Genomic DNA, 25,881 nt, shown 5'->3' with positions numbered 1-25,881 from the left:
CCGGCGGACGGCCCCCCCTACACCTCCGCAAGGGAGCGTCCCGTCTTGAGGGCGGTCTCCAGGGGGACCGACAGGCGTCCGGCCGCCTTCATGACCTCGGCCATGACCGCTCCCACCTCCTCCGCGCGCTCCTCCGGGCACTCGCAGACCAGAGAGTCGTGCACCTGCAGAAAGAGGCGCACGTCCCCGTCCCCGGAGAAACGCCGGGCGAACTCCACCATCGCCCTCCGGGCGACGTCCGCTGCCGTCCCCTGGATGGGGGTGTTCACAAGGACGCGGTTCAGCCCGTTCCGGTCCCTCAGGCCCTCCGCAGCCTCCGCCACGGGGCGGATCCGTCCGTCCAGGGTCCGGGCATACCCGACGGCCCGGGCCTGGGCGGCGCTCTCCTCCAAGTACCGCTCCACCCCCGGCAGGGCCTCGAAGTAGCGCTTGACGATCCCCGCGGCCTCCCCCCGATCCACGCCCAGCCGCTCGGCCAGCCCGAAGGCGCTCATCCCGTAGAGAAGGCCGAAGTTGACCATCTTCGCGACGCGGCGCAGCTCAGGGGTGACGAAGTCCGGCTCCACGCCGAAGACCCAGGACGCCGTCTCCCGGTGAATGTCCATCCCCCTCCGGAAGGCCTCGATCAGCCGGGGCTCCCGCGAGAAGTGCGCCAGAACGCGCAGCTCGATCTGCGAGTAGTCCGCGGCGACAAAGACGTTGCCCTCCCCTACGGGGATCAGTCCCGCCTTGATGCGCTCCGCCCAGTGTCCGAACGCCGGAAGGTTCTGGAGGTTCGGGTCCCGGCTGCTGAGCCGCCCCGTCCCGGTGAAGGCCGCCTCGAACGTCGTATGGATGACGCCGCCGTCGAGCTCGGCCGACTTCCGCAGGGGGACCACGAAGCCGCTGAGCATCTTGGAGAGCTCGCGGTGCTCCAGAAGGAGCCGCGGGACGTCGCTGTGCGGCAGGTCCAGGTCGGCCAGCCCCTCCAGGACGGATGCGCTCGTCGAGAAGGCCGTCTTTCCCTTGGTCCTGGCCCCGCTGGGAAGGCCCAGCCGCACGAACAGGAGCTCGGCGACCTGCTTGGGCGAGTTCAGGTTGACCTCCTCCCCGGCACGATCCGCGACCTCCCCCTCGATGACGCGGATGCGCTCCTCCAGCTCGGAGCGGAGCGCATCGAACCGGCCGAAATCGAGCCGGATCCCGGCCCGTTCCATGCCGATCAGGACGGGGATCAGAGGGAGGTCGATCCTCTCCATAACGTCCCGCAGCCCCTCATGGCGGTCGATCTCGGCGTCCAGGGTCCGGGCCAGGTCCAGGAGCCCCAGGGCGGGCGGCGTCCCCTCCGGAAGAAGATCGGCCGGCCCGTGGGAGCCCCGGTCGGGGTGCAGCAGGTAGTGGGCCGTCCTGAGGTCCCACACGCGCAGCCCCTCGAACGGGGCCGTCCCGAGACGGGTCATCAGCCCCTTGCAGTCGTCCACGAACGCGGTGCGGACGCCCCCGCGGGACAGAAGCCCCCTCAGATCGTCAGGGCCGCCCTCGGCGAAGCGTCCGTCCGGGACGGCGACCTGAAAACGAGCCTCGCCGTCCCCCCTCTCTCCGGCGTCGAGGAGGACGGCCGCTAGCGTATCGGCCCCCGCCAGATCCTCCCAGGAGGCGATCATCCCCTCCCGAACGACAGGCGCCGCGCTCTCCGGGGCCGAGGCCCTCCGCCTCACCCGCTCCGCGAGCTTCGAGAGCCCCAGGCGGGCGCAGAGCGACAGCGCCCCCTCGGGCCGGGGCTCGGCCGCAAGGGACTCGTCCAGGCCGAGCGGGACGTCGAGCCGAAGCCGGATGAGCTCGCGGCTCCGGAACGCGGAATCCCGCCCCGCCTCGAGCTTCTTGCGGACCGCGGGCCTGACCTCGTCCAGGGACTCGAAGAGCCGTTCGAGCGTCCCCCACTGCCCCACGAGCTGCAGGGCGGTCTTCTCCCCCACCCCCGGCACCCCCGGGACGTTGTCCGCGGCGTCGCCGAGGAGCGCCAGGTAGTCCGGGACCGACTCCGGAGGGAAGCCGTGCTCCCGCTCGAAGGCGGCCGCGTCGTACTCCGCCAGCGTGGTGATGCCCTTCATCGGCCGCATCATCGTCACGCCGTCGCCCAGCACCTGCAGGAGGTCCTTGTCCGACGAGAGGATGACGGCGCGCCGCCCCGCACCGACCGCCAGACGCGCCAGGGAGGCGATGACGTCGTCCGCCTCCACCCCCTCCACGGAGAGGACGGGGTACCCCATCAGCTCCAGGAGCTCCCGCAGGAGGGGCACCTGCGGCTTGAACTCCTCGGGGGTCGGCCTGCGCTGCTCCTTGTACTGCGGAAAGGCCTCGTGCCGGAAGGTGGGGCCGGGCGCGTCGAACACCACGGCACAGCGGCCGGGCGCCAGGTCCTCCTCCACCCGGGCCAGCATGTTCATGAACCCCGTGATCGCGTTGGTCGGCGTCCCGTCCGGGGCCGAGAGGGGCGGCACGGCGTAGAAGGCCCGGAAGGCCAGTCCGTGCCCGTCGACGATCAGAATTTTTTCCATTTCCCGCATCTGGATGAACCTCGTTTTCCCAAAACCCCGGGCGCACGGAGGGGAGCCCTCCCCCGGCCGCGCTTTTCGACGGGGTCTCGAAGTCGCAGAGGTGACGCGGCGACCCGCGCAAGGTCGTACGTGCTCCGCTTGCGTTATAATAACTTATCCTATGAGATTTTGCCTCGTCGGCATCCCTTCGGGGGCCCGGCGGGCGCATGGTCGCAAAAAATCGGCGTGGAGGACGGACGTTCATGACAGCAAAACCTGAAAAAAGCGTGCGGGTGCGCTTCGCCCCGAGCCCCACGGGGGCATTGCACATCGGGGGCGGGCACACCGCCCTTTTCAACTGGCTCTGGGCCCGGCACACCGGCGGGCAGTTCATCCTGCGCATCGAGGACACCGACCGGGCCCGATCGACCCAGGCCTACGAGGAGACCATCATGGCCGGCATGAACTGGCTGGGCCTGGACTGGGACGAGGGCCCCGACCGGGGCGGGGACCATGGCCCCTACCGCCAGTCCGAACGGCTCGACCTCTACAGGGAGCACGCCGAGCGCCTCGTGGCGGAGGGCAAGGCCTACCGGGACGGAGAGGCCGTCCTCTTCAAGGTCCTGCCCGGTCAGGACCTGTCCTTCGACGATATCGTCTACGGCCGCATCGAGACCCTGAGCGACGGCCTGAAGGAGAAGAACTCGGACAACCTGAAGGACATCGTCCTCATCAAGAGCGACGGGATGCCCACCTACAACTACGCCGTCGTGATCGACGACCACCTCATGGACATCAGCCACGTCATCCGGGGCGAGGACCACATCTCCAACACCCCCAAGCAGATCCTGATCTACCGCGCCCTGGGCTGGGAGGTACCGCAGTTCGCCCACCTGCCCATGATCCTGGGCAAGGACAAGAAGAAGCTGAGCAAGCGCCACGGGGCCACGAGCGTCTACGAGTTCCGGGACATGGGCTACATGCCGGACTCCGTCTTCAACTTCCTGGCCCTCCTGGGCTGGTCGGCCGGGGAGGACCGGGAGATCTTCTCCCGCGACGAGGCCGCCGCGCTCTTCGAGCTGTCGCGGGTCACCCGGAAGGCCGCGGTGTTCGACCCCGACAAGCTCAACTTCATCAACCAGGAGCACCTGAAGCGGCTCGACCCGGCGGTGCGCCTGGCGATGATCCGTCCCTTCTGGACGGAGATGGGACTGCCCGTCGAAAACCACGGCGACGCCTGGCTGGCCGACGCCCTGACCCTGATGGCCGGGAGGGGGCGGACGGCCAGGGAGATGGCCGAGTACTCGGACTACTTCGTGTCCTTCGAGCCGGTGAAGGCCCGGTACGCGTCGGATGCCGTCCCGGACGGGCTCAGGCCGGGCCTGAAGGACTTCTTCGGCGTCCTCCTCGCCACGCCCGACTGGACCTCGGAGGCCCTCGAGGAGAGCGCCCGCCGGTGGGTCGCCGACCGCGGAGCGAAGATGAAGGACTACGCGATGACGATGCGCTTCGCCCTGACGGGGATGAAGGTCAGCCCCGGCATCTTCGAGGTCGCCGTCCACCTGGGGCGGGACGAGGTTCGGCGGCGGCTGGAGCACTACGCGCTGATCTGATTCCCATCGAGCGGGCCCGTTATACGCTTTTTATTAAGAAAGCAAAGCCTTCCGTTTGCGTCGACGACGCGGTAACCGTACCGCGTGTCGACGTAAGCGACTGACACGCCATCCAGGACCTTCCGATCCTGGAGAGGCGGTCATCTGCTTAAGATTCGGGATCGAGTCCGGGGCGGGCAAGAAGGCCCCCTGGGGAAAGGAAACGGCCATGCGGAAAGACCATGCGGTACGGTACGGCGTTTCGACCCTGACCGACTACGATATCTTCCTGTTCAAGCAGGGAACGCACTACACCCTTCACGACAAGATGGGCGCGCAGAGGCACATCGCCGAGGACGGGACGGAGGGGATCGCCTTCTCCGTCTGGGCCCCCAACGCCAGGTCCGTGAGCGTCGTCGGCGACTTCAACGGCTGGAACCCCGAGGCGCACCCCCTGGCCGCCCGCTGGGACGGCAGCGGAATCTGGGAGGGCTTCGTCCCCGGGCTCGAAAAGTGGACCCTCTACAAGTTCCACCTCCTGAACAGCAGGGGCGAGCACAAGGACAAGATGGACCCCTTCGCCCGCGCCTTCGAGGTGCCGCCGCGCACCGCCTCGATCGTCCACTGGCCCGACTACGAGTGGCGGGACTCCGGATGGATGGCCGGGCGCGCCGGCGTCACCTCGCTCCACGCGCCCTGGAGCGTCTACGAGGTGCACCTGGGCTCCTGGAAGCACCGTTGGGACGACGGGCTCTCCCTCTCCTATCGGGAGCTCGCCGAGGAGCTCCCGCGCTACTGCACGGAGATGGGGTTCACCGCCGTCGAGCTGCTGCCCGTCATGGAACACCCCTTCTACGGATCCTGGGGCTATCAGACCCTGGGCTACTTCGCCCCCTCCAGCCGTTACGGGTCCCCCGAGGACTTCATGGCCCTGATCGACGCCCTGCACCAAAGCGGAGTGGCCGTCCTTCTGGACTGGGTTCCCAGCCATTTTCCGACCGACGATTTCGGCCTGGCCCGCTACGACGGGACCGCCCTCTACGAGCACGAGAACCCCCAGAAGGGCTACCATCCCGACTGGGGCAGCTACATCTTCAACTACGGCCGCAACGAGGTACGGAGCTTCCTCATCTCGAGCGCCGTGTACTGGCTCGACCACTATCATATCGACGGCCTGCGCATCGACGCCGTCGCCTCCATGCTCTACCTCGACTACTCCCGGAAGGCCGGCCAGTGGGAGCCCAACGTGCACGGAGGGCGGGAGAACCTGGAGGCCATATCCCTGCTCCAGGACCTGAACCGCGAGGTCTACGGCCGCTTCCCCGACGTGCAGACCGTGGCCGAGGAGTCCACGAACTGGCCCATGGTCACGCGCCCCGTGTTCCTGGGGGGCCTGGGCTTCGGGATGAAGTGGAACATGGGCTGGATGCACGACACCCTGGGCTACATGGGCCTGGACAGCGTCTTCCGCAGCTATCACCAGAACCGGCTGACCTTCAGCATCTGTTACGCGTTCTCGGAGAACTTCATGCTGGCCCTCTCCCACGACGAGGTGGTCCACGGCAAGGGATCCCTCATCAACAAGATGCCGGGCGACTGGTGGCAGAAGCGCGCCAACCTCCGCCTCCTGCTCGGCTACATGTGGGCGCACCCGGGAAAGAAGCTGCTCTTCATGGGCGGGGAGTTCGGCCAGGGGCTCGAGTGGAACCACAACGCCGCCCTGGAGTGGCACCTGTTGGACAAGCCGGAGTTCCGCGGTATCCAGCAATGGGTCAAGGACCTCAACGCCGCCCTCAGGACCTGCCCCCCGCTTCACGAGCTGGACTTCTCCCCGGAGGGCTTCCGCTGGGTCGACTGCACCGACTGGCGACAGAGCGTCCTCGCCTGGCTGCGCAAGGGCAGGGACGACGGGGAGTTCGTCCTCTGCGTCTGCAACTTCACCCCGGTGCCGAGGACCCCCTACCGGGTCGGGGTCCCCCGTCCCGGCTATTGGCGGGAGATGCTGAACAGCGACGCCCTCCTCTACGGGGGGAGCGGCATGGGCAACGCGGGGGGGGTGGAGGCCGACCAGGTGCCCAGCCACGGGTATCCCCAATCCCTGCCTCTGGTCCTGCCCCCGCTTTCGATCGTGCTCTTCCACTACAGGACCCCGGCACCCTGATCCTCCGGCCGGCCGCCCCCTTCCGAGACGAAGGGGGCTTTTTCGGGCGGTTCACATTCACGGTTTCGAAGGGAGTTTTTGCGCATGCCCCGTTATGTCTGCATCCACGGACACTTCTACCAGCCGCCGAGGGAGAACCCCTGGCTCGAGGCCGTCGAGCTTCAGGAGTCGGCCGCCCCGTGGCACGACTGGAACGCACGGATCGCGGCCGAATGCTACAACCGCAACGCGGCCTCCCGCATTCTCGACGCACGGGGAGACATCGTGAAGATCTGCAACAACTACTCCCGGATCAGCTTCAACGTCGGGCCGACCCTGCTCTCCTGGCTGGAGGAGCGGGAGCCCCGCTGCTACCGGGCGATCCTGGAGGCGGACATCCTGGGCCGAAAGCGGTTCTCCGGCCACGGGCCCGCCATGGCTCAGGTCTACAGCCATCCGATCATGCCCCTGGCGAACCGCCGGGACAAGGCCACTCAGGTCCGGTGGGGCCTCGAGGACTTCAAGAGGCGCTTCGGGCGCGACCCCGAGGGGATGTGGCTGGCCGAGGCCGCCGTGGACACGGAGACCCTGGAGGTCCTGGCCGAGAACGGCATCCTCTTCACCGTCCTGGCCCCGAAGCAGGCCGCCGCGGTCCGTCCGCTGCAGGAGAGCACCTGGCACGACGTGAGGGGCGAGCGCGTGGACACCCGCCGCGCCTACCGCTGCGATCTCCCCTCCGGGCGCAGCATCGCCCTGTTCTTCTACGACGGCCGTCTCGCACAGGAGATCGCCTTCGGGGGGCTCCTGCACAACGGGGAGCATCTCGCCCACCGCCTGATCGGCACCTGCACGGACCCGCAGCAGCCGGAGCTCTCCCACGTCGCGACGGACGGGGAGTCCTACGGACACCACCACGACCACGGGGACATGGCCCTGGCCTACTGCCTGGAGACCCTGGACCGCTCCCACGACGCACAGCTCACCGTCTACGGAGAATTCCTGGCGCTCTTTCCCCCCGAGCACGCCGTGCGGATCGTGGAGAACTCCTCCTGGAGCTGCGCGCACGGAGTGGAGCGGTGGCGGGGGGACTGCGGCTGCAACGCGGGGACCCCGGGGTTCCATCAGCGATGGCGCGGCCCCCTGCGGGAGGCCCTGGACGCCCTGAGGGACGATCTGGCCGGCGTATTCGAGCGGGAGTCGGCGGGGCTGTTTCCGGACCCCTGGGGGGCGCGGGACGCCTACATCTCCGTCGTCCTCGACCGATCGCCGGAGAACGTGGGGCGCTGGCTCGCGAAGCACGCCTCCCGTCCCCTGTCCCCCGAGGAGCGCAGGCGCGCCCTCTCCCTCATGGAGATGCAGCGCTCGGCCCTCCTGATGTACACGAGCTGCGGCTGGTTCTTCGACGACGTCTCGCGCATCGAGACCGTCCAGATCCTGCGCTATGCGGCCCGGGCCATCGAGCTGGGCAAGGCGCTCTCCGGCCGGGACCGCACTCCGGATTTTTTGAGCACGCTGGAGAGGGCTCCCAGCAACGTCCCCGAACTCGAGAACGGAGCCCGGGTCTACGAGCTCCTGGCTTGCCCCGGGCGCATCGACAAGGCCCAGCTGGCCGCGCACTACGGGATCACCTCGCTCTTCCCGGGCTTCGGGATGGAGAGCTCCGAGGGGTGCTGGAGGCTCTCCGGCACGGCCTCCGTCCGGAAGGACGCTCCGGGGTCCCTCGCCTTCTCCGCCGGGACCGTCCGCGTCCGCTCCGTTGTCACGGAGGAGGAGGGGACGTTCCTCTTCGCCGCCAACCACCGGGGCGGCACCTCCATGCTCTGCGGCGTGTCCCCCGAGAGCGGCCTCCGCGAGCCGACCGACGAGGAGGCCTCGTCCCTGCACGCCCTCTTTGCCGGCCCCGGCGAAAGGGAGCTGGTGGATCGTTTCGGGCACGCCCTCTTCTCCCTGCGCCACATCCTGCGAGACACCCAGCACAGACTCCTGGACCAGCTGCTGCAGCAGGACGTGGAGCGCATCGAGGAGAGCGTTCACGCCATCGTCCGCAGCTACGACACGCTCCTGGACGACCTGACGGCCCTGGAGGTGCGGCCGCCGCGGATCATCGCCTCCGCCGCGGAGGTCGCCCTGACCGCCAACATCGTCCATGCCCTGGAGCGGGATGCGCCCGACCTCCAGGACATCCGCCGCCAGCTTCGGCTCGCGGCGCGGTGGCGCATCGCGCCCGACGCCGCCCGGGTGAGCTTTGCCCTGTCCCGCTGGCTCCATCTGGAGATGGAGAAGCTCTGCGAGGACCCCCGGGACGTCGAACGGATCGACGGCATCTGCGGCCTGCTCGCCCTCTTCGTCGACGAACACCAGTGGCGTCCCAGCCTGTACCAGGCCCAGAACCTCTACTACGAGACGCTGAAGCGCCACCGGACCTCCCTGGCCCCCCGGGCGAGGGACGCCCTGCACCGACTGGGGCGGCGCCTCAGGTTTTCGGAGACCATGTTGAGGCTCTGACGCGCGGATGCCTTCGGGTTCGCCGAAAGCAATCGTCAGCTTCGTCCTCCGCAGCCGGAACGAAATCGACCGAAACCTCGGGAGGGGGGAACGGCACTCCGACAAGCAAAATCTGCACTTCCCTCCCTTCTATTTTTATTTGATATTCTTTATAATTGACGAAATTGACACACCAACAAGGAAGGAGCGATTTATCGTGCCCGAATTTCCCAATCCGTTCGCCGGAAACGTCGACCGAAAAGTCAGCAAGGAGGAACTGGTCCAGGCCCTGCGCATCGACATCGCAGGAGAGCTCGAGGCCATGTTTCTCTATGACGCTCACGCCCAGGCGACCGACGATCCTCTGGTGCGAAAGGTGCTGATGGACATCCGGGACGAGGAGAAGGCGCATGTCGGCGAGTTGATGGCGCTGCTGCGCTACCTCGAGCCCAACTGGGCGGAGTTCCTTGCCGAAGGGGACGGCGAGGTCCGCGAGATGATGGAGGAACTCGGCATCACCCCGTCGAGGCCGGATTCCGCCCCTACGGTAACCGTTGGCAGCCTCATCGAAAAATAGCCCTCATCTCCGGCTTAAAAATAAGGAGGTAGACAAAATGGAAGATTATCTTGGGAGAGCCGCCTCTCCCCTTCCCATAGAAATCTGGAGACGACTGGACGAGACGGTTGTCGAGACGGCAAAGGAATTTCTCACCGCCCGGCGCTTTCTGCCCCTGCACGGCCCGCTCGGCCCCGGAGTTCAGGTCGCCCCGACGGACGGCCCCGTCCGGGAGGAAAAAACCGAAAACGGCTTCACCTTCTCGCCCAAGCGCACCTTCGTCGAAGTCCCCCAGCTCTCCGAGGATTTTTGGCTTTTGTGGCGCGACATCGAGGTGGCCGAAAGGGAGGGGCAGCCGCTCGACCTCGCTCCGGCGCTCGTAGCCGCACAGGCCTTCTGCCGACGGGAGGACCACATGGTCTTCTACGGCAACAAGTCCCTGGGCATCGACGGCCTGCTTTCCGCCCGCGGGGTCAATACCCTCAAACGGGGCGATTGGGGGAACGGCGAGGAGGCGTTCATGGACATCGTATCCGGCATCTCCGCGCTGCAGCAGAAAGGGCGCATGGGCCGGCACACGCTGGTCGTGAGTCCGGACCTCTTCGTACAGCTCCACCGCATCCAGCCGGGTACGGGGCTGATGGAGATCGAGCGCATCCAGAAACTGCTCGACGGGCGTATCTTCCAGGCTGCGGTACTGCAGCCCGGAACGGCCGCGCTGCTCTGCGCCCAGCCTCAATTCATGGATCTGCTGGTCGGCCAGGACATCTCCGTGGCCTACACGGAGCAGGTTGAGCTGAACCATCACCTCCGTATTCTGGAGACGGCTCTTCCCCGAATCAAGTATCCCGACGCGGTGGCGGTCTATCAGGCGGGGAAATAATACGGTCGTCTCGCTCTTCGACAAGCCCCATGCCCGCGTCGGCCTACGACCTGGGGCATGGGGCTCGTCATGTCTCTCATGGCTTTTTCAAACCCGCCAGCGGAGCGGGGGCAATGCCGTTCCAAGGCTCCCCCCGCCGCCGAAGTCGCGGCTCCCCCGGCGCCACATCGGTCACCTCAGGCGCTCGACCACCGGCTCGTCCATCAGCCCCCGGTTGCGCAGGGCGTAATCCAGGGCCGTCCTCCCCGAGTCGTCGGCGATGGAGGGGTCCGCCCCGGCGTCCAGCAGCAGTTCGACGGCCCGGGCGGGATGGGGGTGGATCAGGGAGGTCATGCAGAGGTAGATCAGCGCCGTCCGGCCGTCGTCGGACCGAGCGTTCACGTCGGCGCCGGCATCCAGCAGCATGCGGAGCTGATTCAGGAGGTCCTTGCCGTACAGGGCCACGATCATCAGAGGCGTGGCGCCGTCCCTGTCCCTGGCGTGAATGTCCGCCCCCCGCTCGATCAGAAGGGGAAACACGCCGATGTTCTTGTTGAAAACGGACTCCACCAAAGGCGTGGAACCGTTGTCCCGGCGGATGTTGACGTTCGCTCCCCGGTCCAGGGCCGCCCGCACCTGGGCGACCGTCCCGAAGTGCGCGAGGTGGAGAAAACTCGACTTCGCGGCGGCAAGGGCCGACGACCCCAGCAGCAGCGCCAACAAGCCCGCCAGAACGAGACGCTTTCCCAGTCTTCCTGCGTTCATGGGTATCCCTCCCAACAATCCGAGTCCAAGGCCGCCGGGCGGCCCGTACCTTCGGGCGGCGCGGATCAGGCCGGTTCGAACGTGACCCGGTTCCGCCCCTCGCGCTTGCTCCGGTAGAGGCAGTCGTCCATCCGGGAGAGCAGGGACGCCGAGGTCTCCCCCTTGCGGGGCTCGGTGGCTCCGAAGGACATGGTCACGTGCACCTCCACCATCCCCGACTGAATCACGGTGGCACTGACGGACTCCCGAAGGCGGTCCAGCCGGCGCACCAGGTTATCGGCCGAGATGTTGTTCAGCAGGATCAGGAACTCCTCGCCCCCCCAGCGCCCCACCACGTCCGACGAACGGAGCTTCCGGGAGAGGACACAGGCCACCTCCTTGAGCACCTGGTCGCCCACGTCGTGACCGTAGGAATCGTTGACGTTCTTGAAAAAGTCGATGTCGCCCATGGCGCCGATGAAGCTCCGCCGCTCCTCCTCCCACAGCTTGAGGGCCTCCTGAAGCCGCTCCTCGAGATAGCGACGGTTGGGGATGTTCGTCAGCGCGTCGCAGTACGCGATCTGACTGAGCTCCGAAAGCCGGCTCTCGAGCTCCCTGGCCTCCCGGGTCTGACCAAAGACCAGGGCCGCGCCGATCACCTTGCCCCTCCGGTCCAGCAGGGGGAAGCAGCTCAGCTCGAGGGGAATCCAGTAGCCCTCCTTGTGCCGCAGATTCGTCACCACGGAGAACTGCCGGGAGTTCATGGCCTCGGGGACGCACCCCTTCAGGACACAGCTCTGCTCGCAAAAGGAGGCGAGGTTCAGGGCCATTCCGCTGACCCAGTCGGCGCAGGGCTTTCCCATGACGTCCTCGGCGCGATAGCCCAGAAAATATTCGGCCGCCTCGTTCCAGTAGGTGATCTGGCGAGCCTGGTTCAGAAAACACACCCCACTCAGGAGATTGTCGAAGAGCACGCGCTCCTGAAAGGACGGTATCAGAGCTTTCACACTTTCTCCTCCTTGCCGACCCCGCTGAAAGCCGCTCGTTCCGCGGCCGTCCTCTGGGTGAACGGTCGTCTCCCTCCATGGACGGCTTTTCGTCGATGCCCGGAACCGGTGAAGCGCTTCGCCAATACCGACGCCCCTCCGCCGCCGGAGCGGAGGCTATTTTCCGATCAAACGGTCCAGCTCCCTGACGAGGGGCTGGATTCGCTTGTCGCTCGCCCGGCCCTTCAGGGCCTCGGACGCGCTGATCTTCTTTTTCCAGTACTCCTCGTTGCGCTTGACGCTGATGCTGATCACGGACCCCTCCAGCGAGACACCGGCAAACAACCCCTGCGTCATGGAATAGCTGTAAATGGAGGCCTTCATCTGGGCGTCCGTCGCGGCCTCGGCGCGGCGCCCCACCGGTCCTGCGGCCACAGCCACGTCCCCGCCCAGCTTCGTCTTGCTGCGCAAAAAGGCCTCCACCCCCTTCTCGTTCGTCACGACGAGGACCAGGGAGATCTTCTGAGCCCCGATCTGGAGCCCCAGGGAACCGCCTCCCAGGTTGTAGAAGCTCGGGCCGTACCATTTGCCCTTCTCCCTCCGCAGGATCAGCCCCTCGCCGTACTGGCCTCCCAGGACAAATCCGGCCTTGACCAGAGAGGGAACGAAGGCGACGGCATGGGCCCCCTTCAGCACGTCGGCCATACTCCGGGCATCGTCCTGCTTGACCATTTCCCTGAGGACCTCGACGGAGTCCTCGATCAGCCGCTTCGGAGAAGACGCCGAAGCGGGAACGGCCAGAAGCACCGCAACGACAACAATCAGAACCGCGCTCAAGAGCTTCCGCAGACTCACCATGTCCCCTCCTCCTCGAAAGACGACGTCATGGGCCCAAGGGCCCGATCGCGCTCACGTTCCTATCGCAGGACAAAACCGTCCGCCTCGAACAGCTCCACCAGGAGCCCATGTCGAAGCCCGTTGATACCGACGATGAGGGAATCGACATGCAGCGCCTCCATCGCGCACCGCACGATGCAGGCGCTGCCCAGGACCAGGTCGGCCCGGCTCGCCGGCAACCCCACGATGCGCCGCCGCTCGTCGAGCGTACAGCCCGCATAGCGTCGCACCTGTTCCTCCACATTCTCCCGGGACAATCTCATGCCGTCGAGCCTCAGCGGCACGAAGACCGGACGCCCCAATCGGACTGAGGCCATGGCCACCAGACCGCCTCCCAGTCCGATGACCGTCGGAGAGACCAACGACCTGCCCCATTCTATTTTACTGCAAAAAAACAGATCGCGGACATAACCCAAAGCCTCGTGCAGCGACGCCTCCGAAACGGGATCCTCCGCAAAAAAACGCTCGGAGAGGCTCACCGCCCCCACCGCAACGCTTTCGGAACGTTCTATGCCGGAGCTCGAGCCAAAGATGAACTCCGTGCTTCCGCCCCCCGTGTCGAACACCGCAAACGCCCCGCCGCAATCGCGCCCGGCCACGGCCCCCTTCCATGCGAGCCGGGCCTCCTCCTCCCCGGAGAGCACCGTCGCCTCCAATCCCGTGCGATCGAGAATGGCGTCCAGGAAGTCCTGAGCGTTCTCCGCAATGCGAAGGGCCATTGTTCCAACGAGACGCGGATCGGCCCCCCGGTCCCGGGCACGACGGACCATCTCCTCGACGACGCGGACGCCGTTCCGAAGCGTCTCCTCCCGCAGACGTCCGCCCTCGAGCCCGCGCCCCAGACGAACGACCTCGGTCGAGTCCAGCAACACCTCGATCCGCCCCCTCCGGAAGCGGCCGACGCGCAGCTTGATGGAGTTGCTCCCGATGTCTATGACGGCCTTGACCTCGCCCATCGTCCTATGCGCCCTCCTCCCCGTCCTCCTCGGGTACGAACTCCTGATCGTTCCGGACCTGGCGCCGGCGTTCCCAGCCCTCCTGCAGGACGAAGAACAGGGCGGTCATGGGAATCGTCAGCAGGAGACCGGCCGTCCCGGCGAGGCTCTGTACGATCTCCTGGCCGATGTACGGGTCGTTCAGCAGCCCCTTGACGTCCGCTCCGGCGCTGCTGATGAGCACCGTCATCGGCAAGGAGACCCCCAGATAGGCCAGGATCAGGGTATTGATCATGCTCCCCAGCACCTCGCCCCCGACATTCATACCGGCGACCCAGAGCCGCTTCAGGGGAATGTCCGGGTCGTAATCCACCAGCTCCGCCATCGAGGCCGTGATGGAGATCCCCACATCGAGCACCGCCCCGATAGCCCCGATCAGAAGCGAGGCCAACAGGATTCCGCGGATGTCGATGTCGGGATGCGTGGAGGCCAGCAGCGCCGCACCCTCGCCGGCCAGGCCGCTGAGCTGCCAGACGAAGACCATCGACACGCCCAGGAGAAATCCTCCCCCCACGCCTCCCAGGCTGCCCAGGAGCGCCGCGGAGCGGTAACGGTGCCGTTTGACGACGCAGATCACCGTCACGGTCGAGATGGCGAGCACGGCGGAGAAGGCCAGCGGGATGGGAGGCCAGCCCGAAGCGATCAGAGGGACCAGCCCCCAGAGCAGGCAGACGACCGAGATGCCCAGTCCCAGCAGGGCACGAAGCCCATCCCACCCCGCGAAAAGCAGCAGCAGTGCGGAGACGAACGCCACGAAGGCGAGGACCGAGGGAATGCGATAGGAGTCCGCAATGGAATATTGCTTGCCGCCGTCCTCGAAGACGTCCTCCATCAGGAGATAGCGCCGGTTCGGGAGCAGGTCGACGCCGCTGCCCGCAAGCCGGGTCACGACGATGTTGAAGGCGCGCCCCTTTTGCTTCCCCGTCAGAACGAGCACCTTCAGAGGCCGATCCAGGGCCGGAAACGACTCCTCCTCGGCCTCCTCGTCCTTCGAAACGGCCGTCGGCCGGAGCCGTTCGGTCCCCATCTCCAGCACTTCCACAATCAGGGAGTCCTCATCGTTCCAGGAACGGAGCGTCCAAAGATCCGCCGCATGATAGACCGCGAACACGAAGACGAAGACCGCGGCGAGACGCAGCAAAAACCTTCTGCAGCGGGGCAGGCTCATTCCGGCCCCTCCTCGCAGAGCGGCATCAGGCTCAGGACATCGCCGTCGTTCAATCGCTTTTCCATGACCCCAAAACGAACGGGAGCCCCGTTCACCAGGACGATCGCCCTCTCGTCGCCATCCCCGAGGACGATCTCACGAAAACGCCCCCCGTAGCGGGCGGAAAGGTCGACCAGGGCGTTCAGCACATTGGTCTCCCGAACCTCCAGAAAAACCTCCGAGCTCGCCGCCAGGCGCTTCAGCTCTCCAAACAGCAAGACCTTCACCATGAATTCGTCATCTCCCAGCAGGCCCGAAATTTCCCAGGTCCGGCCGCCTTCGGGCGATCCATTCGGCCAAATCGCCGCCCCTCTCGGGCACCCGCAGGCGCCACGCCACGCCGTCGGCGGCGAATCTGGCCGTGCCGCCCCCCTCCTCCGGATCCCAGAGAATCCCCGTCATATCCTCCCAGGAGAGGAGGAGGCGGTGCCGGCTCCTCCCCCAGACGGTCGTCTCGCGGACCAGGCCCCGATCGTCGAGCACAAAGGCGCGCCGATACCCCGCAAGGGCCAGGCAGGCGACGCCCAGGACGAGGTAGACCAGAAAACCGTAAAGATCCCGCCTGGAGGCGGGAATCAGAAAACGCCGCAACGCGTCCGACACCAGGACGACGCCAAGCGCGATGCCCCCCCACCGGAAGAGCGCGGGGGGCGTCTCGTCGTCCCTCAGCGGCATCAGATCCCGAATCGTCCCGTCCATATTTCTCCCCTCCTAGTCCCGTTCCTCCCGGTCGAAGGGCACCCCCAACGCCGTCGGAGCCCCCAGGACGACGCTTCTCCCCCGCCCGATCGAGATGAAGAGCAGCACCAGAATCGTCATGACGTAGGGCAGCATCATCAGGAGCGGCGCGGGAATGGAGGTGCCCGCCGTCTGGAGCCTCAGCTGGAAGGCCTCGACCCCCCCGAAGAGATAGGCGCCCACGGCGGCCTGGAAGGGGTTCCAGATCGCGAAGATGACCATGGCCACGGCAATCCAGCCCCGTCCGGCGATCATGCCCTCCGCCCAGAATTTGTTGTAGACGATCGACATGTAGGCCCCACCCAGGGACACCAGCCCCGCACCGAGAATAGTGTAGAGATAGCGGACGCGGGCGACGGAGAGCCCCATGGCGTCCGCGGCCTTGGGGTTGTCGCCGACCGCCCTCAGGTTCATCCCCGGCCTCGTCGCGGAGAAAAAGAAGTACAGCAGCGCCATCAGCACGAGCGAGGCGTAGACCATCACATCCTGCGAGAAGAGCACCCGACCGAGGACCGGCAGGTCCGACAGGCCGGGTATCGGAACGGGGTTCAGGCCGCCGATGGTCACCCCGATGTGCGCACGGCCCATCAGCGCACTGACGCCCGAGCCGAACATCGTCATGGCCAGGCCGCAGACCACCTGATTGCCCTTCATGGTCACGGTCAGGAAGGCGTGGATCAGCCCCAGCCCCATCCCGACCGCAAAGGCGGCCCCCAGGCCCAGCCAGGGATTTCCCGTGGAGAACGTGACCACGAACCCCGACAGGGCCCCCATCAGCATGATTCCCTCGAGCCCCAGGTTCATGACCCCGCCCTTCTCCGTCAGGATCTCGCCCAGCGTGGCATAGAGAATCGGCGTGCCGCTCCGGACGGCGGCGGCCAAAATCGGAACCAGGGTCTCCATCAGCTCTTACCTCCATCGATCCAGGAAATACGGTAATTGTAGAAGAACTGTCCCCCCAGCACGAAGAACAGGATCAGGCCCTGGAGAATGGTGGCGGTCGCCACCGGCAGCCCCATCATGATCTGCAGCGCATCGCCCCCCACGAGAAGCGCCCCCATCAGGAAGGCGACGAGGAGGCTGAGCAGAGGATTGAGCCGGGACAGCCAGGCGACGATGATCGCCGTGTAGCCGTACTGGGCGGTGAATCCGGCCTGCAGGCGCCCCTGAAGGCCCGAGACCTCGCACATCCCCGCACAGCCCGCGATGGCCCCGGAGACGAACATGACCAGGATCACGCTCCGCTCGTAGTTCATCCCGGCGTAGTGGGCCGCCCGGGCGTTGTTTCCCATCACCCGGATCTCGTAGCCCCAGCGGCTCCTGCGGAGCAGGACCCACATGACCGCCGTCAGGGCCAGAACGGCGTAAAGCCCCAGGTGGATGCGCGTCCCCCAGAGCGTCGGCAGGCGCGCGGAGTCGATGAAGGGCGCCGTCATGGGGAACCCCAGGGAGGAGGGATCCCGCCATGGGCCGTAGACGAAGTACTCCAGCAGTTTGATGGCGATATAGTTCAGCATCAGGGTCGAGATGATCTCGTTGACGTTCCAGCGTCCCTTGAGAAAGCCGGCGATCCCCGCCCACGTCCCGCCGGCGACCGCGGCCGCGGCCGCCATCGAGGCCAGCATCGCAAGGGAGTTTTCCATGGGAAAATAGCGCACCACGGCCGCAGCGGCCAGGGCGCCGATCAGGGCCTGCCCTTCCCCGCCGATGTTCCAGATCAGCATCGTGAAGCAGAGCATCGCCGCCAGCGACACCATCGCCAGGGGCAGCGCCTTCACCACCGTCTCGCTCAGGTCGTAGGCACTGCCGAAGGCCGAATCGAAGATCATCTTGTAGGCCTCGATGGGCGATACCCCCTGCACGTGCAGGAGCACACCCCCCACCCCAAAGGCCAGCAGCACCGACAGCACCGACACGGCGGCGTTGATCCAGGCGGAGGGATCGAGCCGCTTCTCCACCCTCAGCCTCATCGCGAGCCCTCCCCGCATACCCCGGCCTCGTCCCTCAGGACCTCGGAGATCCACGAGCCCGCCATCATCAGCCCCACCTTCTCGAACGACACCGAGGCGGGGTCCGCGAGGATGCCCATGAACTTTCCCTTGAACAGCACGGCCAGCCGATCGCTCAGGGCCATCAGCTCGTCCAGGTCCTCGGAGATCAGCAGGATCGCCGCCCCCTGCTCGCGCTCCTTCAGCAGCTGCTCGCGCACGTAGCGCGTGGCGGCGACGTCCAGGCCCCAGGTGGGGTGCATGGCCACGACCACCTTGGGGTCTCCGGAGAGCTCGCGCCCCAGCAGGAGCTTCTGGAGGTTGCCCCCGCTCAGGTTCCGCACGGGGGTCCTCGGCGAGGGGACCGAGACGTTGAAGTCCTGGATGATGTTCTTCGAGTAGTCCTCCGAGCGTCTCCAGTCGATGAAGCCGGAGCGCGAGATGGGGTTCTGCCAGTAGTTGCGGAGGATCGTGTTGCTGCTGACGTCCATGTCCGCCACCATGCCGACCCGCTTGCGGTCGGCGGGGATGTAGTGCACGCCCTTGTCCACGAAGCGGCGGGGCGCCGCGTTCGTCATGTCCGTCCCCTCCATGCGGACGCATCCCGAGCTCAGGGCCCGAAGCCCGACGATCCCCTCGCAGAGCTCCCTCTGGCCGTTTCCCGCCACCCCCGCTATGCCCAGGATCTCGTAGGGGCGGAGCCGGAAGGAAAGCCCGTCCACGGCCACCAGCCCCCGGTCGTTGAGCACCGAGATGTTCTCGGCCTCGAACACGGGGGGGCCCGCCTTCAACGGCTTTTTATGGAGGTCGATCGGGACCTTGGTCCCCATCATCATCTCCGCCAACGCCCCGGGCGAGGTCTCCGCGGTCCTCACGGAGCCCGCGTTGCGCCCCCTGCGGAGCACCGTGACCCGCCGCGTCTCGCTCATGACCTCGTGCATCTTGTGCGAGATGAAGACGATCCCGTGCCCCTCCTCCGTCATGCGGCGCATCGTCTTGAAGAGGTTCTGCGCCTCCTGGGGCGTCAGGACCGCCGTGGGCTCGTCCAGGATCAGGACCGAGGCGTTGCGGTAGAGCATCTGCAGGATCGCCACGCGCTGCTGTTCCCCCATGGAGAGCTGCCAGACCATTGCGGAGGGGTCGATCCGGAGCCCGTAGTGCTCCGAGATCTCCGCGATCCTGTCCTGAATCCTTCGGCGCGGCAGAACAAAGCCGGTCCCCGGAAGCCCCAGGATCATGTTCTCCCAGACCGTCTGGGTCTGAACCAGCATGAAGTGCTGGTGCACCATGCCGATGCCCGCCGCGATGGCGTCGCTCGGCGACCGGAAGACCTTGGGGACTCCATTCACAAAAATCTGTCCCGAGTCCGGGGCATACAGGCCGTACAGAACGTTCATCAGGGTGGATTTTCCGGCCCCGTTCTCCCCCAGGAGGGCGTGAACCTCCCCGGCCTCCACCGAGAAATCGACCTCACTGTTGGCCGTCACCCCCGAGAACTGCTTGGTGATGCCCCGCATCTCCACAAGAGGAACCCGTTTCGTCCCCTCTTCCATCCTCCCCGACTCCCCCCTCCGTGATCCACACCTCGAAAACGCTCAGGACGGCGAAAAAATCAGTTCCCCAAAACGGAGACGTCCCACCCTCGCCTCACGGCGACCGCCTGCATCTCCTCGGGCAGGGGCGCCCTAAAGGTCCGGCCCGACAGCTCGGCCAGGGGACCGTCGAGCCCCTCGGGAAAGCCCAGCTCGAACGCGTGGAGCAAAGGACGCCGCACCTCCCCCCGGCTTCGGTTCGCCTCGAAACAGCCGTACTTCCGGTCCCCCAGTATGGGGAACCCCGCATGGGCCATGTGCACGCGGGCCTGGTGCGTCCGCCCCGTCAGCAGGTCGATGGCCACCAGGGACATCCCGTCGTCGCCCGCCAGGCGCCGGTAGCGGGTCAGGGCCCTCTTCCCCTCGGAAGCCACGCGAACGGTGTTCGCCTCCGCGTCCTTCAGCAGAGGGGCATCGATCTCCCCGGCCTCGCGGGACCGTCCCACGACGATCGCCAGGTAGCGCTTGACCACGCGCCTCTCCTTGAAGAGGCGCTCCAGGCCCCGCAAGGCGTCGCCCCGGAGGGCGACGACAAGCGCTCCGGTCGTGTTGCGGTCGAGGCGATGGACGGCGGCGGGGGCAAACCCGGCCTCGCGCCCCCCCACCATGCTCCAGACCCGCGTGATCACGCTGTCGCCGTCCTTGACGTCGGGCTGAACGAGCAGGTTCGCGGGCTTGTTCACGACGAGCGCCGCATCCCCCCGCCAGAGGACCGGAACGGTCCCCCGCCGCTCGAAGCTCCGCTCCTCCGGGCCCTCCCAGGGGACGTAAAGCTCCTGCCCCGCACGGACGCGCGTACCCGGCTCCCGAACCCGGACGGAGTCCAGCCGCACCTCCCCCTTGCGCAGGCTCCGCATGATGGCGGAGAGGGGGACGGCCGGCCATATCGAGCGCAGCGTGCGGTCGAGACGGCGCCCGTCGTGGTCCCGGGAAAGGAGCAGGCGGTAGCTCATCCCTGCTCCGTGAAGGCCTTCGCGTTCCCCGCGGGGGGAGCACCCCGCCACAGGCGGCGCTGCAGCGTGGGCACGAAATCGGTCACGTCCCGGGCCGCATCCAGCTGGGCGATCTGCTCCCGCCAGCAATAGAGCTTGAAGTCCAGCTCGTCGGCCGCGGAGACGATCATCGCCTCGGCCGTGGCGGGCAGAACGGGCGACCCGAACTCGCGGCTTCCGTGGTGGCTCACCAGGATGTGTCCTATGGCCAGCGCCCTGTCCCGGTCGAACCCCGCCTCCTCGGCCAGGGACATAAAACGGTGATAGCCCAGGACGATGTGGTCCACGACGTTGCCGGGAAGCGTGACCTGGGGGGTTGGGGACAGGCGGTACGACTCGAGCTTCCCGAGGTCGTGCAGAAGCGATCCGGCGACGACGACATCCACGTCCACCGGCACGCCGGATTCGACGTAGCCGCGGGCGAGGGCGACCGCCGCGCGCGCCACGGACAGCGAGTGCTCGAGAAGCCCGCCCACGTAGGCGTGGTGAACCGAGACGGCCGCAGGCCACGCCCTGAATTCCCTCCAAATCCCCCGTTCGAAGAAAATACGCTCCAGGAAGCCTCGAACGGGCTCCCCGCACCCCTCGACCAAGGACCGAAACTCGGCCTCCATGGCCTCGTCGGAGAACGGGGACCGGCGCACGAAGCCGTGCGCCGGGTACTTGTCCTGATCCACGAGGTACACGACGTTGAAGTTGTACTGGTTCTGGTCCCTGAACTCCACGACCTTGCCCTGGAGCCCTGCGGTGCATCCTTCCAGGTTCAGGACTTCGTCGTCGGCCAGAGGATCGAGGCGCGTCCGCTCCTCGCCCCGGAGCCGCCACCATTCGGAGTTGCCCCAGATCTTGCCGTCGATCTGTCCCGTTCCGTCCATCACCGAGATGTCCCAGAAGGGATTGTCGTTTCTGTCCTTCTTGCGCACAAGGCGGGAGACGACCCCCAACAGGGAAAAGGCGGAATCCTTGGAAAGCCGCCGCGTCTCCTCGACCGTCAATCTCTTTTTTTCCTTCATCTGCCCCGTTCCGCTCTTTCCTTCGTTCTGCTCACATAACCTCAATGGAACCTCGAATTTACGAATCCCATACGCCCGAGACGGACGCCATTCGGCGAAAAAACGCATCCGTTCTATAATAAGGCCCAGGGACGATAAACGGCAAGGGGGCAATCGACAAAAGGCCAAAATATAAAGGGCTTTTTACGAAAAACGGCCTGATCGGCCCGGAGATCGAGGAACAGAAAAGGAGCGCCTCCGCCGAACGAGAAAGGCGCCCGAAAATCCGAAAAGGGGGCCCGCGTCATCGTGATTCTCTCCGGAAAGGAAATCCTGAGGCACATGGGGAAGGAGATCGTCATCGATCCCTTCGACGAACGGAGGCTCAACCCCAACAGCTACAACCTGACCCTGCACGACGAACTGATGGTCTACGCGTGCGAAGCGCTCGACATGAGAATCCCCAACGAAACCGAGACGCTCGCCATCCCCAGGGACGGCCTTCTCCTGAAGCCGGGCAAACTCTACCTGGGACGGACCGTCGAGTACACCCGCACCGAGTCCTACGTCCCCATGCTCGAAGGGCGCTCGTCCATCGGCCGACTCGGACTCTGCATCCACGTGACCGCGGGCTTCGGCGACGTCGGTTTCGCGGGCTACTGGACCCTCGAGATCTTCTGCGTCCAGCCCGTCCGCATCTACCCGGGAATCGAGATCTGCCAGATCTATTACCACACGCTCGAGGGCGACTACGAGCCCTACCGAAGCGGCAAGTACCAAAACAACACGGGCATACAGCCCAGCCTGATGTACAGGGACTTCGCACGGGCGGAGGCCGATCGGCCCTGATATAATGGGGCGGCAGCGCCCCCCGGGCACGAACGCAGGAGGAAAGAGGGACGTCATGAAAAAACTGGGGATGATCGTCAACACGCACAAGCCCGAGGCCATCGCGATGGCGCGTCGGCTGTTGCAGTGGGGACAGGACAAAGGGCTCTCCATCCTCCTCCCCCAACAGGAGGCCTCGGTCCTCACGACCGTCGGGATCCCGGACGAGGAGTGGCTGAGGACGGTCGAGGTCGCCCTCGTCATCGGCGGGGACGGGACGTTCCTGCGCGCCGCACGCTACGTGCTCGACGCGGACACCCTCCTTTACGGCATCAACCTGGGGCATCTCGGCTTTCTCGCCTCCGGCAAGCCCGACGACGCGGAGACGGACCTGGAGAACATCCTGAACGGCCACTACAACGTTCTGTGCCGCAGGCTCCTGCGGTGCGTCCTCCACCGGGACGGCGTGCCGCTCCATACCCTTTACGCCCTCAACGACGTCGTCCTCAGCAAAAACGCCATCGCGCGGCTGCTCCACATCGAGGTGCGGTTCGACGACCGCTTCTTCGGCGTTCTTCCGGCGGACGGGGTCATCGTCTCCTCCCCCACGGGCTCGACCGCCTACGCCCTCTCCGCAGGCGGCCCCATCATCCCGCCTCATCTCGACAGCATGCTGCTCGCCCCCCTCTGCGCCCACACGCTCTACTCCCGTCCGCTCATGGCGGCGGCCACGGACCGGATCTCGCTCATCCCGCGCGGAAGCTCCCGCGACATCACCCTGACGCAGGACGGCCAGCTGGGCTACGAGGTCTTTCCCGGGGACCGCATGGACATCGAACTGGCCCAGGACAAGTGCATCCGCACCATCACCATGCCCGAGCGCACCTTCCTCGACCTCGTCCAGGAGAAGCTCGGCTGGGGACAGAGCCGGGCCGTGTCCGAAAAGGAGTGAGACGCCCGCCGTGCTGGAGGAACTCCGTCTCTGGAACGTCGGGGGCATCGGACAAACCGCCCTCTCCTTCGATCGGGGGCTGACCGTCATCACCGGCGAGAGCGGCGCGGGCAAGAGCAGCATCGTCCGGGCCCTCGAGCTCGTCGCCGGGGCGCGGGGACAAGCGTCCCTGATCCGGGGCGGAGAGGAGGAGGCGGGGGCGGAGGCGACCTTCTCCACCGCCCTCCATTTTCCGGGCCTGGAGGACTCCCTGCAGCCGGAGGAGGGGGCGCTCTTTGCGCGGCGCGTTCTGCCGCGCGGCGACCGTGCACGAGCGGCCCTCCAGGGCATCCATGTCCCGCTCGGGACCTATGCTCAGGCCATGGGACGCCTGCTCCGCATTCAAAGCCAGTTCGCCCAGATGGAGCTCCTGGACGCCGATCGGCAGCTTTCCATGGTGGACTCCTGCATCGATTCCGAGGCCCGGGCGGCCGCCCGGGAACTGCGGACCGTCTTCGACCAGGCCCGTGCCTGCGACAGGGAGCTGAGGGGGATGGCGGAGCGAAGGGCGGAGATCGAGCGCCAATACGCCAACGCCGGCGAGGTCCTGGCTCTCGTCCGAAAGGTGCGGCCCGAACCCGGCCTCGAGGGCGCGCTCGAATCCGAGATCGGCGCCATCAACCGGCGCCTGGCGCAGCAGGATAGGGCGAGGCAGAACCTGGACCGTCTCTGCGGCGGACTCTCCGAGCAGGGACTTCTCGACGAGCTGAGAAACATCGGCGAATCCCTGCTGGAGATCCTGCCGGAGGAGGAGCACTCCAAAGCACGCCATTCACTGACCGAGGGCGTGCAAGCCTTTACGGACGTCGCCGAGACGGTTCGGGAGGGCCTGGAGGGACACGCGAACGAGGCGATGGAGAGGGACCGTCTGGAGTCGCGCCTCGGAGCGTTGCGCCGGCTGAAACGCCTGTCCGGCACCCGAACCGAGGACGAGTTGCTGGCCTACTGCCGGGATGCCGCGGAAAGCCTGGAGTGGCTGGAGACGAGTTACGCGCAGCTCGAAGATCTGTCGCAGCGCTCCCGGGACCTCAAGCGCAGGGCCAGCGCCCTGGCTCTCGTCCTGCGCGAGGGGCGCAGGACCGCTGCCTCCGCCCTGGAGGCGAGGGTCAACGCACTTCTGGCCGACCTGGGCATGGAGGGCATCGAATTCTCCGTTGTGCTGAAGGAGCTCACAAAACTGCGCCGAAGCGGCGCGGACGAGGCGGAGTTCCTCCTCTCCGCCGGAAAGCGCTCCGGGCGCGTGGACAAGATCGCCTCCGGGGGGGAGTTGAGCCGGCTGCTCCTGGCGCTTCAATTGTCCCTTCCCGACGAGTGGCTTCCGCCCAGCCTCGTGTTCGACGAGGTGGAGGCCGGGCTGGGCGGACGGGCCGCCGTATTGTCCGGGGTCAAGCTGAAGGCGCTTTCGCGCCGCTGCCAAGTCGTCCTGGTCACCCACGAGGCCTCGATCGCGGCCTTGGGAGATGTCCATATCCTCGTCCGCCGGGAGGGCGGAGAATCCCAAGTGCGGAGGGTCGAGGGCGAGGAGCGCGTGACCGAGATCGCGAGGATGCTCTCCGGCACCCCCAACCTTGCGGAGGCCCGCGATCACGCCCGCAGGCTTCTGGCCGAAAGGGAGGCCGACGAGGCCTTGCCTTCGCGATAGGATCCTCGATCCTCCGCAAGGCTGCGGGCATCCGGCAGGGTCCGTTGCCGTGCGCCTTTCGAAAGAAAAAACGGTTATAAGATGCGCGAAGCCCCCCGGCCATTTTGGCTGGGGGGCTCGTGCAGATGTCGAGAAAGGGCAACGCCGGCATCACGATCAGGACGTCCCCCGACCGCGTCTTTCCACCTGGACCGGCTAAGGCAGCATGCCCACCATCTCGTCCGCCCCTTCCAGGATCCCCGCGGCGTACTTGGCAGCCGTCGTCCCCTCCTTGCAGAGCGTCGGCCACCACCCCTGCAGTGCAGGTGTGTCCAACAAATACGCTATACCCTTGTCACCGTAACGGACGTGAAAATGGACAGGCCCAGTACCGTGTTGCTCCGGAGGCATCATAACGAGGTATTTATAGGAGCTCGCGGACGTCGCCTGAAAGGTCGACCAGCTCAAGGGATACTCGCCGAATTTCCGCTTCTCAATCCCCTCATAAGTATAGGACAGGGTCTCCTTAGACGTACCATCGGCATTCAGGAAAGTAACCTTGTCTCCCTCCAGTCTCAATCCTGCAAAATCCGAATTCCCCATTGCCTTGAAAAAGGCTTTTACCGCCTCCGGCGTGTTGGTCTTCTTTCCTGCAGCGGCAGCCTTCTCTGCCAGCATCTTGTAGACATCAACCATCTCGGGCGCGTCAAGGAAAGTAGTGGAACTCGTCCAGCTCCCCGCCCAGGGACCAAAAATTCGGGTCTGCTGATTGCTATCCGACCCGCCGCACCCCCCCAAGAACATCAAGGCAAAAACAAGTAGGCAAAGAGAAACTCCCAGCTTCCACTTTCCAGACTTCATCACGAGAATCACTCCTTAAAAGTTTTAAGATGCAAACACAAATAAACTATAGCTTTTATTTCTCTAAAATACAAGAGAAAAAAGTTGAGAGAAGAGAATATGAAAAAACGGGGCTTGATCTCAGGATCAAGCCCCGCCCAAGTTTGAGGGGCAAGAGCATAAAGCAGCCCCAAGAGCCTCATTCAAAAACAATCGAAAGACGCGCGAAGCCCCCCGGCCAGAATGGCTGGGGGGCTTCGTGTTGTATTCATACTGTTTTCTGGCGGCGACCTACTCTTCCGTATGTACCCCATACAGTA

At 66.0% G+C, this 25,881-nt stretch carries 22 protein-coding genes; 8 read left to right on the top strand and 14 right to left on the bottom strand.

Annotated features, from left to right (window positions below):
* Positions 1 to 17: 17 nt before the first annotated feature.
* A complete protein-coding gene (locus tag EII26_RS05890; protein ID WP_233572628.1) occupies positions 18 to 2,546 on the bottom strand; it encodes a DNA polymerase in 2,529 nt (842 codons plus the stop codon).
* 233 nt (positions 2,547 to 2,779) lie between these two features.
* On the opposite strand from EII26_RS05890, the gene gltX reads away from it, so the two are divergent.
* The 5 genes from gltX (at position 2,780) to EII26_RS05865 (ending at position 10,171) form a co-directional block, all read left to right on the top strand.
* Positions 2,780 to 4,129 carry a glutamate--tRNA ligase gene (gene gltX, locus EII26_RS05885; protein WP_124888223.1) on the top strand — a complete coding sequence of 450 codons (1,350 nt, stop codon included), beginning with the start codon at positions 2,780 to 2,782 and terminating at the stop codon, positions 4,127 to 4,129.
* A gap of 208 nt (positions 4,130 to 4,337) precedes the next feature.
* Positions 4,338 to 6,269 carry a 1,4-alpha-glucan branching protein GlgB gene (gene glgB / locus EII26_RS05880; protein ID WP_124888222.1) on the top strand — a complete coding sequence of 644 codons (1,932 nt, stop codon included), beginning with the start codon at positions 4,338 to 4,340 and terminating at the stop codon, positions 6,267 to 6,269.
* An 84-nt stretch (positions 6,270 to 6,353) separates the two neighbouring features.
* The gene (locus EII26_RS05875) at positions 6,354 to 8,753 is read left to right on the top strand and encodes a DUF3536 domain-containing protein (RefSeq protein WP_124888221.1); all 2,400 of its coding nucleotides are present in this window, start codon (positions 6,354 to 6,356) and stop codon (positions 8,751 to 8,753) included.
* Positions 8,754 to 8,949: 196 nt separating this feature from the next.
* Positions 8,950 to 9,309: a demethoxyubiquinone hydroxylase family protein gene (locus tag EII26_RS05870; RefSeq protein ID WP_124888220.1), complete on the top strand. Its 360-nt coding sequence runs from the start codon at positions 8,950 to 8,952 to the stop codon at positions 9,307 to 9,309.
* Between the two features lie 37 nt (positions 9,310 to 9,346).
* Entirely contained in the window at positions 9,347 to 10,171 is an 825-nt protein-coding gene (locus EII26_RS05865) for a family 1 encapsulin nanocompartment shell protein (protein WP_124888219.1), read from the top strand.
* A gap of 171 nt (positions 10,172 to 10,342) precedes the next feature.
* On the opposite strand, the gene EII26_RS05860 is transcribed toward EII26_RS05865, so the two are convergent.
* The 12 genes from EII26_RS05860 to EII26_RS05805 form a co-directional block, all read right to left on the bottom strand.
* Complete coding sequence (locus EII26_RS05860; RefSeq protein ID WP_124888218.1) at positions 10,343 to 10,915, bottom strand: ankyrin repeat domain-containing protein; 573 nt, start codon at positions 10,913 to 10,915, stop codon at positions 10,343 to 10,345.
* Positions 10,916 to 10,980: 65 nt separating this feature from the next.
* A complete protein-coding gene (locus tag EII26_RS05855; RefSeq protein ID WP_124888217.1) occupies positions 10,981 to 11,901 on the bottom strand; it encodes a sensor domain-containing diguanylate cyclase in 921 nt (306 codons plus the stop codon).
* A gap of 156 nt (positions 11,902 to 12,057) precedes the next feature.
* A complete protein-coding gene (locus EII26_RS05850; protein ID WP_124888216.1) occupies positions 12,058 to 12,738 on the bottom strand; it encodes a lipid-binding SYLF domain-containing protein in 681 nt (226 codons plus the stop codon).
* Positions 12,739 to 12,797: 59 nt separating this feature from the next.
* Positions 12,798 to 13,733, bottom strand: coding sequence for a Ppx/GppA phosphatase family protein (locus EII26_RS05845; RefSeq protein ID WP_124888215.1), 936 nt, complete (start codon positions 13,731 to 13,733; stop codon positions 12,798 to 12,800).
* Positions 13,734 to 13,737: 4 nt separating this feature from the next.
* A complete protein-coding gene (locus EII26_RS05840; RefSeq protein ID WP_124888214.1) occupies positions 13,738 to 14,940 on the bottom strand; it encodes a YibE/F family protein in 1,203 nt (400 codons plus the stop codon).
* Positions 14,937 to 15,209, bottom strand: coding sequence for a MoaD/ThiS family protein (locus tag EII26_RS05835; protein WP_124888213.1), 273 nt, complete (start codon positions 15,207 to 15,209; stop codon positions 14,937 to 14,939). The genes EII26_RS05840 and EII26_RS05835 overlap by 4 nt, the downstream gene beginning before the upstream one ends.
* 7 nt (positions 15,210 to 15,216) lie before the next feature.
* A complete protein-coding gene (locus EII26_RS05830; RefSeq protein ID WP_124888212.1) occupies positions 15,217 to 15,678 on the bottom strand; it encodes a hypothetical protein in 462 nt (153 codons plus the stop codon).
* Positions 15,679 to 15,690: 12 nt separating this feature from the next.
* Positions 15,691 to 16,620, bottom strand: coding sequence for an ABC transporter permease (locus EII26_RS05825; protein WP_124888211.1), 930 nt, complete (start codon positions 16,618 to 16,620; stop codon positions 15,691 to 15,693).
* A complete protein-coding gene (locus EII26_RS05820) occupies positions 16,620 to 17,687 on the bottom strand; it encodes an ABC transporter permease (RefSeq protein WP_124888210.1) in 1,068 nt (355 codons plus the stop codon). The genes EII26_RS05825 and EII26_RS05820 overlap by 1 nt, the downstream gene beginning before the upstream one ends.
* Positions 17,684 to 19,258, bottom strand: a complete 1,575-nt coding sequence (locus tag EII26_RS05815) for an ABC transporter ATP-binding protein (protein WP_124888209.1) — start codon at positions 19,256 to 19,258, stop codon at positions 17,684 to 17,686. Before EII26_RS05815 ends, EII26_RS05820 begins: the two co-directional genes overlap by 4 nt.
* 59 nt (positions 19,259 to 19,317) lie before the next feature.
* Positions 19,318 to 20,250 carry an RluA family pseudouridine synthase gene (locus EII26_RS05810; protein ID WP_124888208.1) on the bottom strand — a complete coding sequence of 311 codons (933 nt, stop codon included), beginning with the start codon at positions 20,248 to 20,250 and terminating at the stop codon, positions 19,318 to 19,320.
* Positions 20,247 to 21,302: a 3'-5' exoribonuclease YhaM family protein gene (locus EII26_RS05805; protein ID WP_124888207.1), complete on the bottom strand. Its 1,056-nt coding sequence runs from the start codon at positions 21,300 to 21,302 to the stop codon at positions 20,247 to 20,249. The genes EII26_RS05810 and EII26_RS05805 overlap by 4 nt, the downstream gene beginning before the upstream one ends.
* 288 nt (positions 21,303 to 21,590) lie before the next feature.
* On the opposite strand from EII26_RS05805, the gene dcd reads away from it, so the two are divergent.
* Genes dcd through EII26_RS05790 form a run of 3 tightly spaced genes read left to right on the top strand, consistent with a single transcriptional unit; the run spans position 21,591 to position 24,742 of the window.
* A complete protein-coding gene (gene dcd, locus EII26_RS05800) occupies positions 21,591 to 22,130 on the top strand; it encodes a dCTP deaminase (protein ID WP_124888206.1) in 540 nt (179 codons plus the stop codon).
* Between the two features lie 55 nt (positions 22,131 to 22,185).
* Positions 22,186 to 23,061: an NAD(+)/NADH kinase gene (locus EII26_RS05795; RefSeq protein ID WP_124888205.1), complete on the top strand. Its 876-nt coding sequence runs from the start codon at positions 22,186 to 22,188 to the stop codon at positions 23,059 to 23,061.
* 10 nt (positions 23,062 to 23,071) lie between these two features.
* Entirely contained in the window at positions 23,072 to 24,742 is a 1,671-nt protein-coding gene (locus tag EII26_RS05790; RefSeq protein ID WP_124888204.1) for an AAA family ATPase, read from the top strand.
* A 195-nt stretch (positions 24,743 to 24,937) separates the two neighbouring features.
* Here the strand turns inward: EII26_RS05790 and EII26_RS05785 are convergent, their stop codons facing one another.
* Entirely contained in the window at positions 24,938 to 25,582 is a 645-nt protein-coding gene (locus tag EII26_RS05785) for a ZinT/AdcA family metal-binding protein (RefSeq protein WP_124888203.1), read from the bottom strand.
* Between the last annotated feature and the right edge of the window lie 299 nt (positions 25,583 to 25,881).

The sequence above is a fragment of the Fretibacterium sp. OH1220_COT-178 genome, from assembly GCF_003860125.1.
In the GTDB taxonomy this organism is placed as follows: Bacteria; Synergistota; Synergistia; order Synergistales; family Aminobacteriaceae; genus CAJPSE01.
This window is presented reverse-complemented; position numbering and strand designations above follow the sequence as displayed.

Bases quoted from the DNA above. Each gene is read 5' to 3' on its own strand.
- EII26_RS05890 (WP_233572628.1), bottom strand. From the start codon at position 2,546: ATGCGGGAAATGGAAAAAATTCTGATCGTCGACGGGCACGGACTGGCC.
- gltX (WP_124888223.1), top strand. From the start codon at position 2,780: ATGACAGCAAAACCTGAAAAAAGCGTGCGGGTGCGCTTCGCCCCGAGC.
- glgB (WP_124888222.1), top strand. From the start codon at position 4,338: ATGCGGAAAGACCATGCGGTACGGTACGGCGTTTCGACCCTGACCGAC.
- EII26_RS05875 (WP_124888221.1), top strand. From the start codon at position 6,354: ATGCCCCGTTATGTCTGCATCCACGGACACTTCTACCAGCCGCCGAGG.
- EII26_RS05865 (WP_124888219.1), top strand. From the start codon at position 9,347: ATGGAAGATTATCTTGGGAGAGCCGCCTCTCCCCTTCCCATAGAAATC.
- EII26_RS05860 (WP_124888218.1), bottom strand. From the start codon at position 10,915: ATGAACGCAGGAAGACTGGGAAAGCGTCTCGTTCTGGCGGGCTTGTTG.
- EII26_RS05850 (WP_124888216.1), bottom strand. From the start codon at position 12,738: ATGGTGAGTCTGCGGAAGCTCTTGAGCGCGGTTCTGATTGTTGTCGTT.
- EII26_RS05845 (WP_124888215.1), bottom strand. From the start codon at position 13,733: ATGGGCGAGGTCAAGGCCGTCATAGACATCGGGAGCAACTCCATCAAG.
- EII26_RS05840 (WP_124888214.1), bottom strand. From the start codon at position 14,940: ATGAGCCTGCCCCGCTGCAGAAGGTTTTTGCTGCGTCTCGCCGCGGTC.
- EII26_RS05835 (WP_124888213.1), bottom strand. From the start codon at position 15,209: ATGGTGAAGGTCTTGCTGTTTGGAGAGCTGAAGCGCCTGGCGGCGAGC.
- EII26_RS05830 (WP_124888212.1), bottom strand. From the start codon at position 15,678: ATGGACGGGACGATTCGGGATCTGATGCCGCTGAGGGACGACGAGACG.
- EII26_RS05825 (WP_124888211.1), bottom strand. From the start codon at position 16,620: ATGGAGACCCTGGTTCCGATTTTGGCCGCCGCCGTCCGGAGCGGCACG.
- EII26_RS05820 (WP_124888210.1), bottom strand. From the start codon at position 17,687: ATGAGGCTGAGGGTGGAGAAGCGGCTCGATCCCTCCGCCTGGATCAAC.
- EII26_RS05815 (WP_124888209.1), bottom strand. From the start codon at position 19,258: ATGGAAGAGGGGACGAAACGGGTTCCTCTTGTGGAGATGCGGGGCATC.
- EII26_RS05810 (WP_124888208.1), bottom strand. From the start codon at position 20,250: ATGAGCTACCGCCTGCTCCTTTCCCGGGACCACGACGGGCGCCGTCTC.
- EII26_RS05805 (WP_124888207.1), bottom strand. From the start codon at position 21,302: ATGAAGGAAAAAAAGAGATTGACGGTCGAGGAGACGCGGCGGCTTTCC.
- EII26_RS05795 (WP_124888205.1), top strand. From the start codon at position 22,186: ATGAAAAAACTGGGGATGATCGTCAACACGCACAAGCCCGAGGCCATC.
- EII26_RS05785 (WP_124888203.1), bottom strand. From the start codon at position 25,582: ATGAAGTCTGGAAAGTGGAAGCTGGGAGTTTCTCTTTGCCTACTTGTT.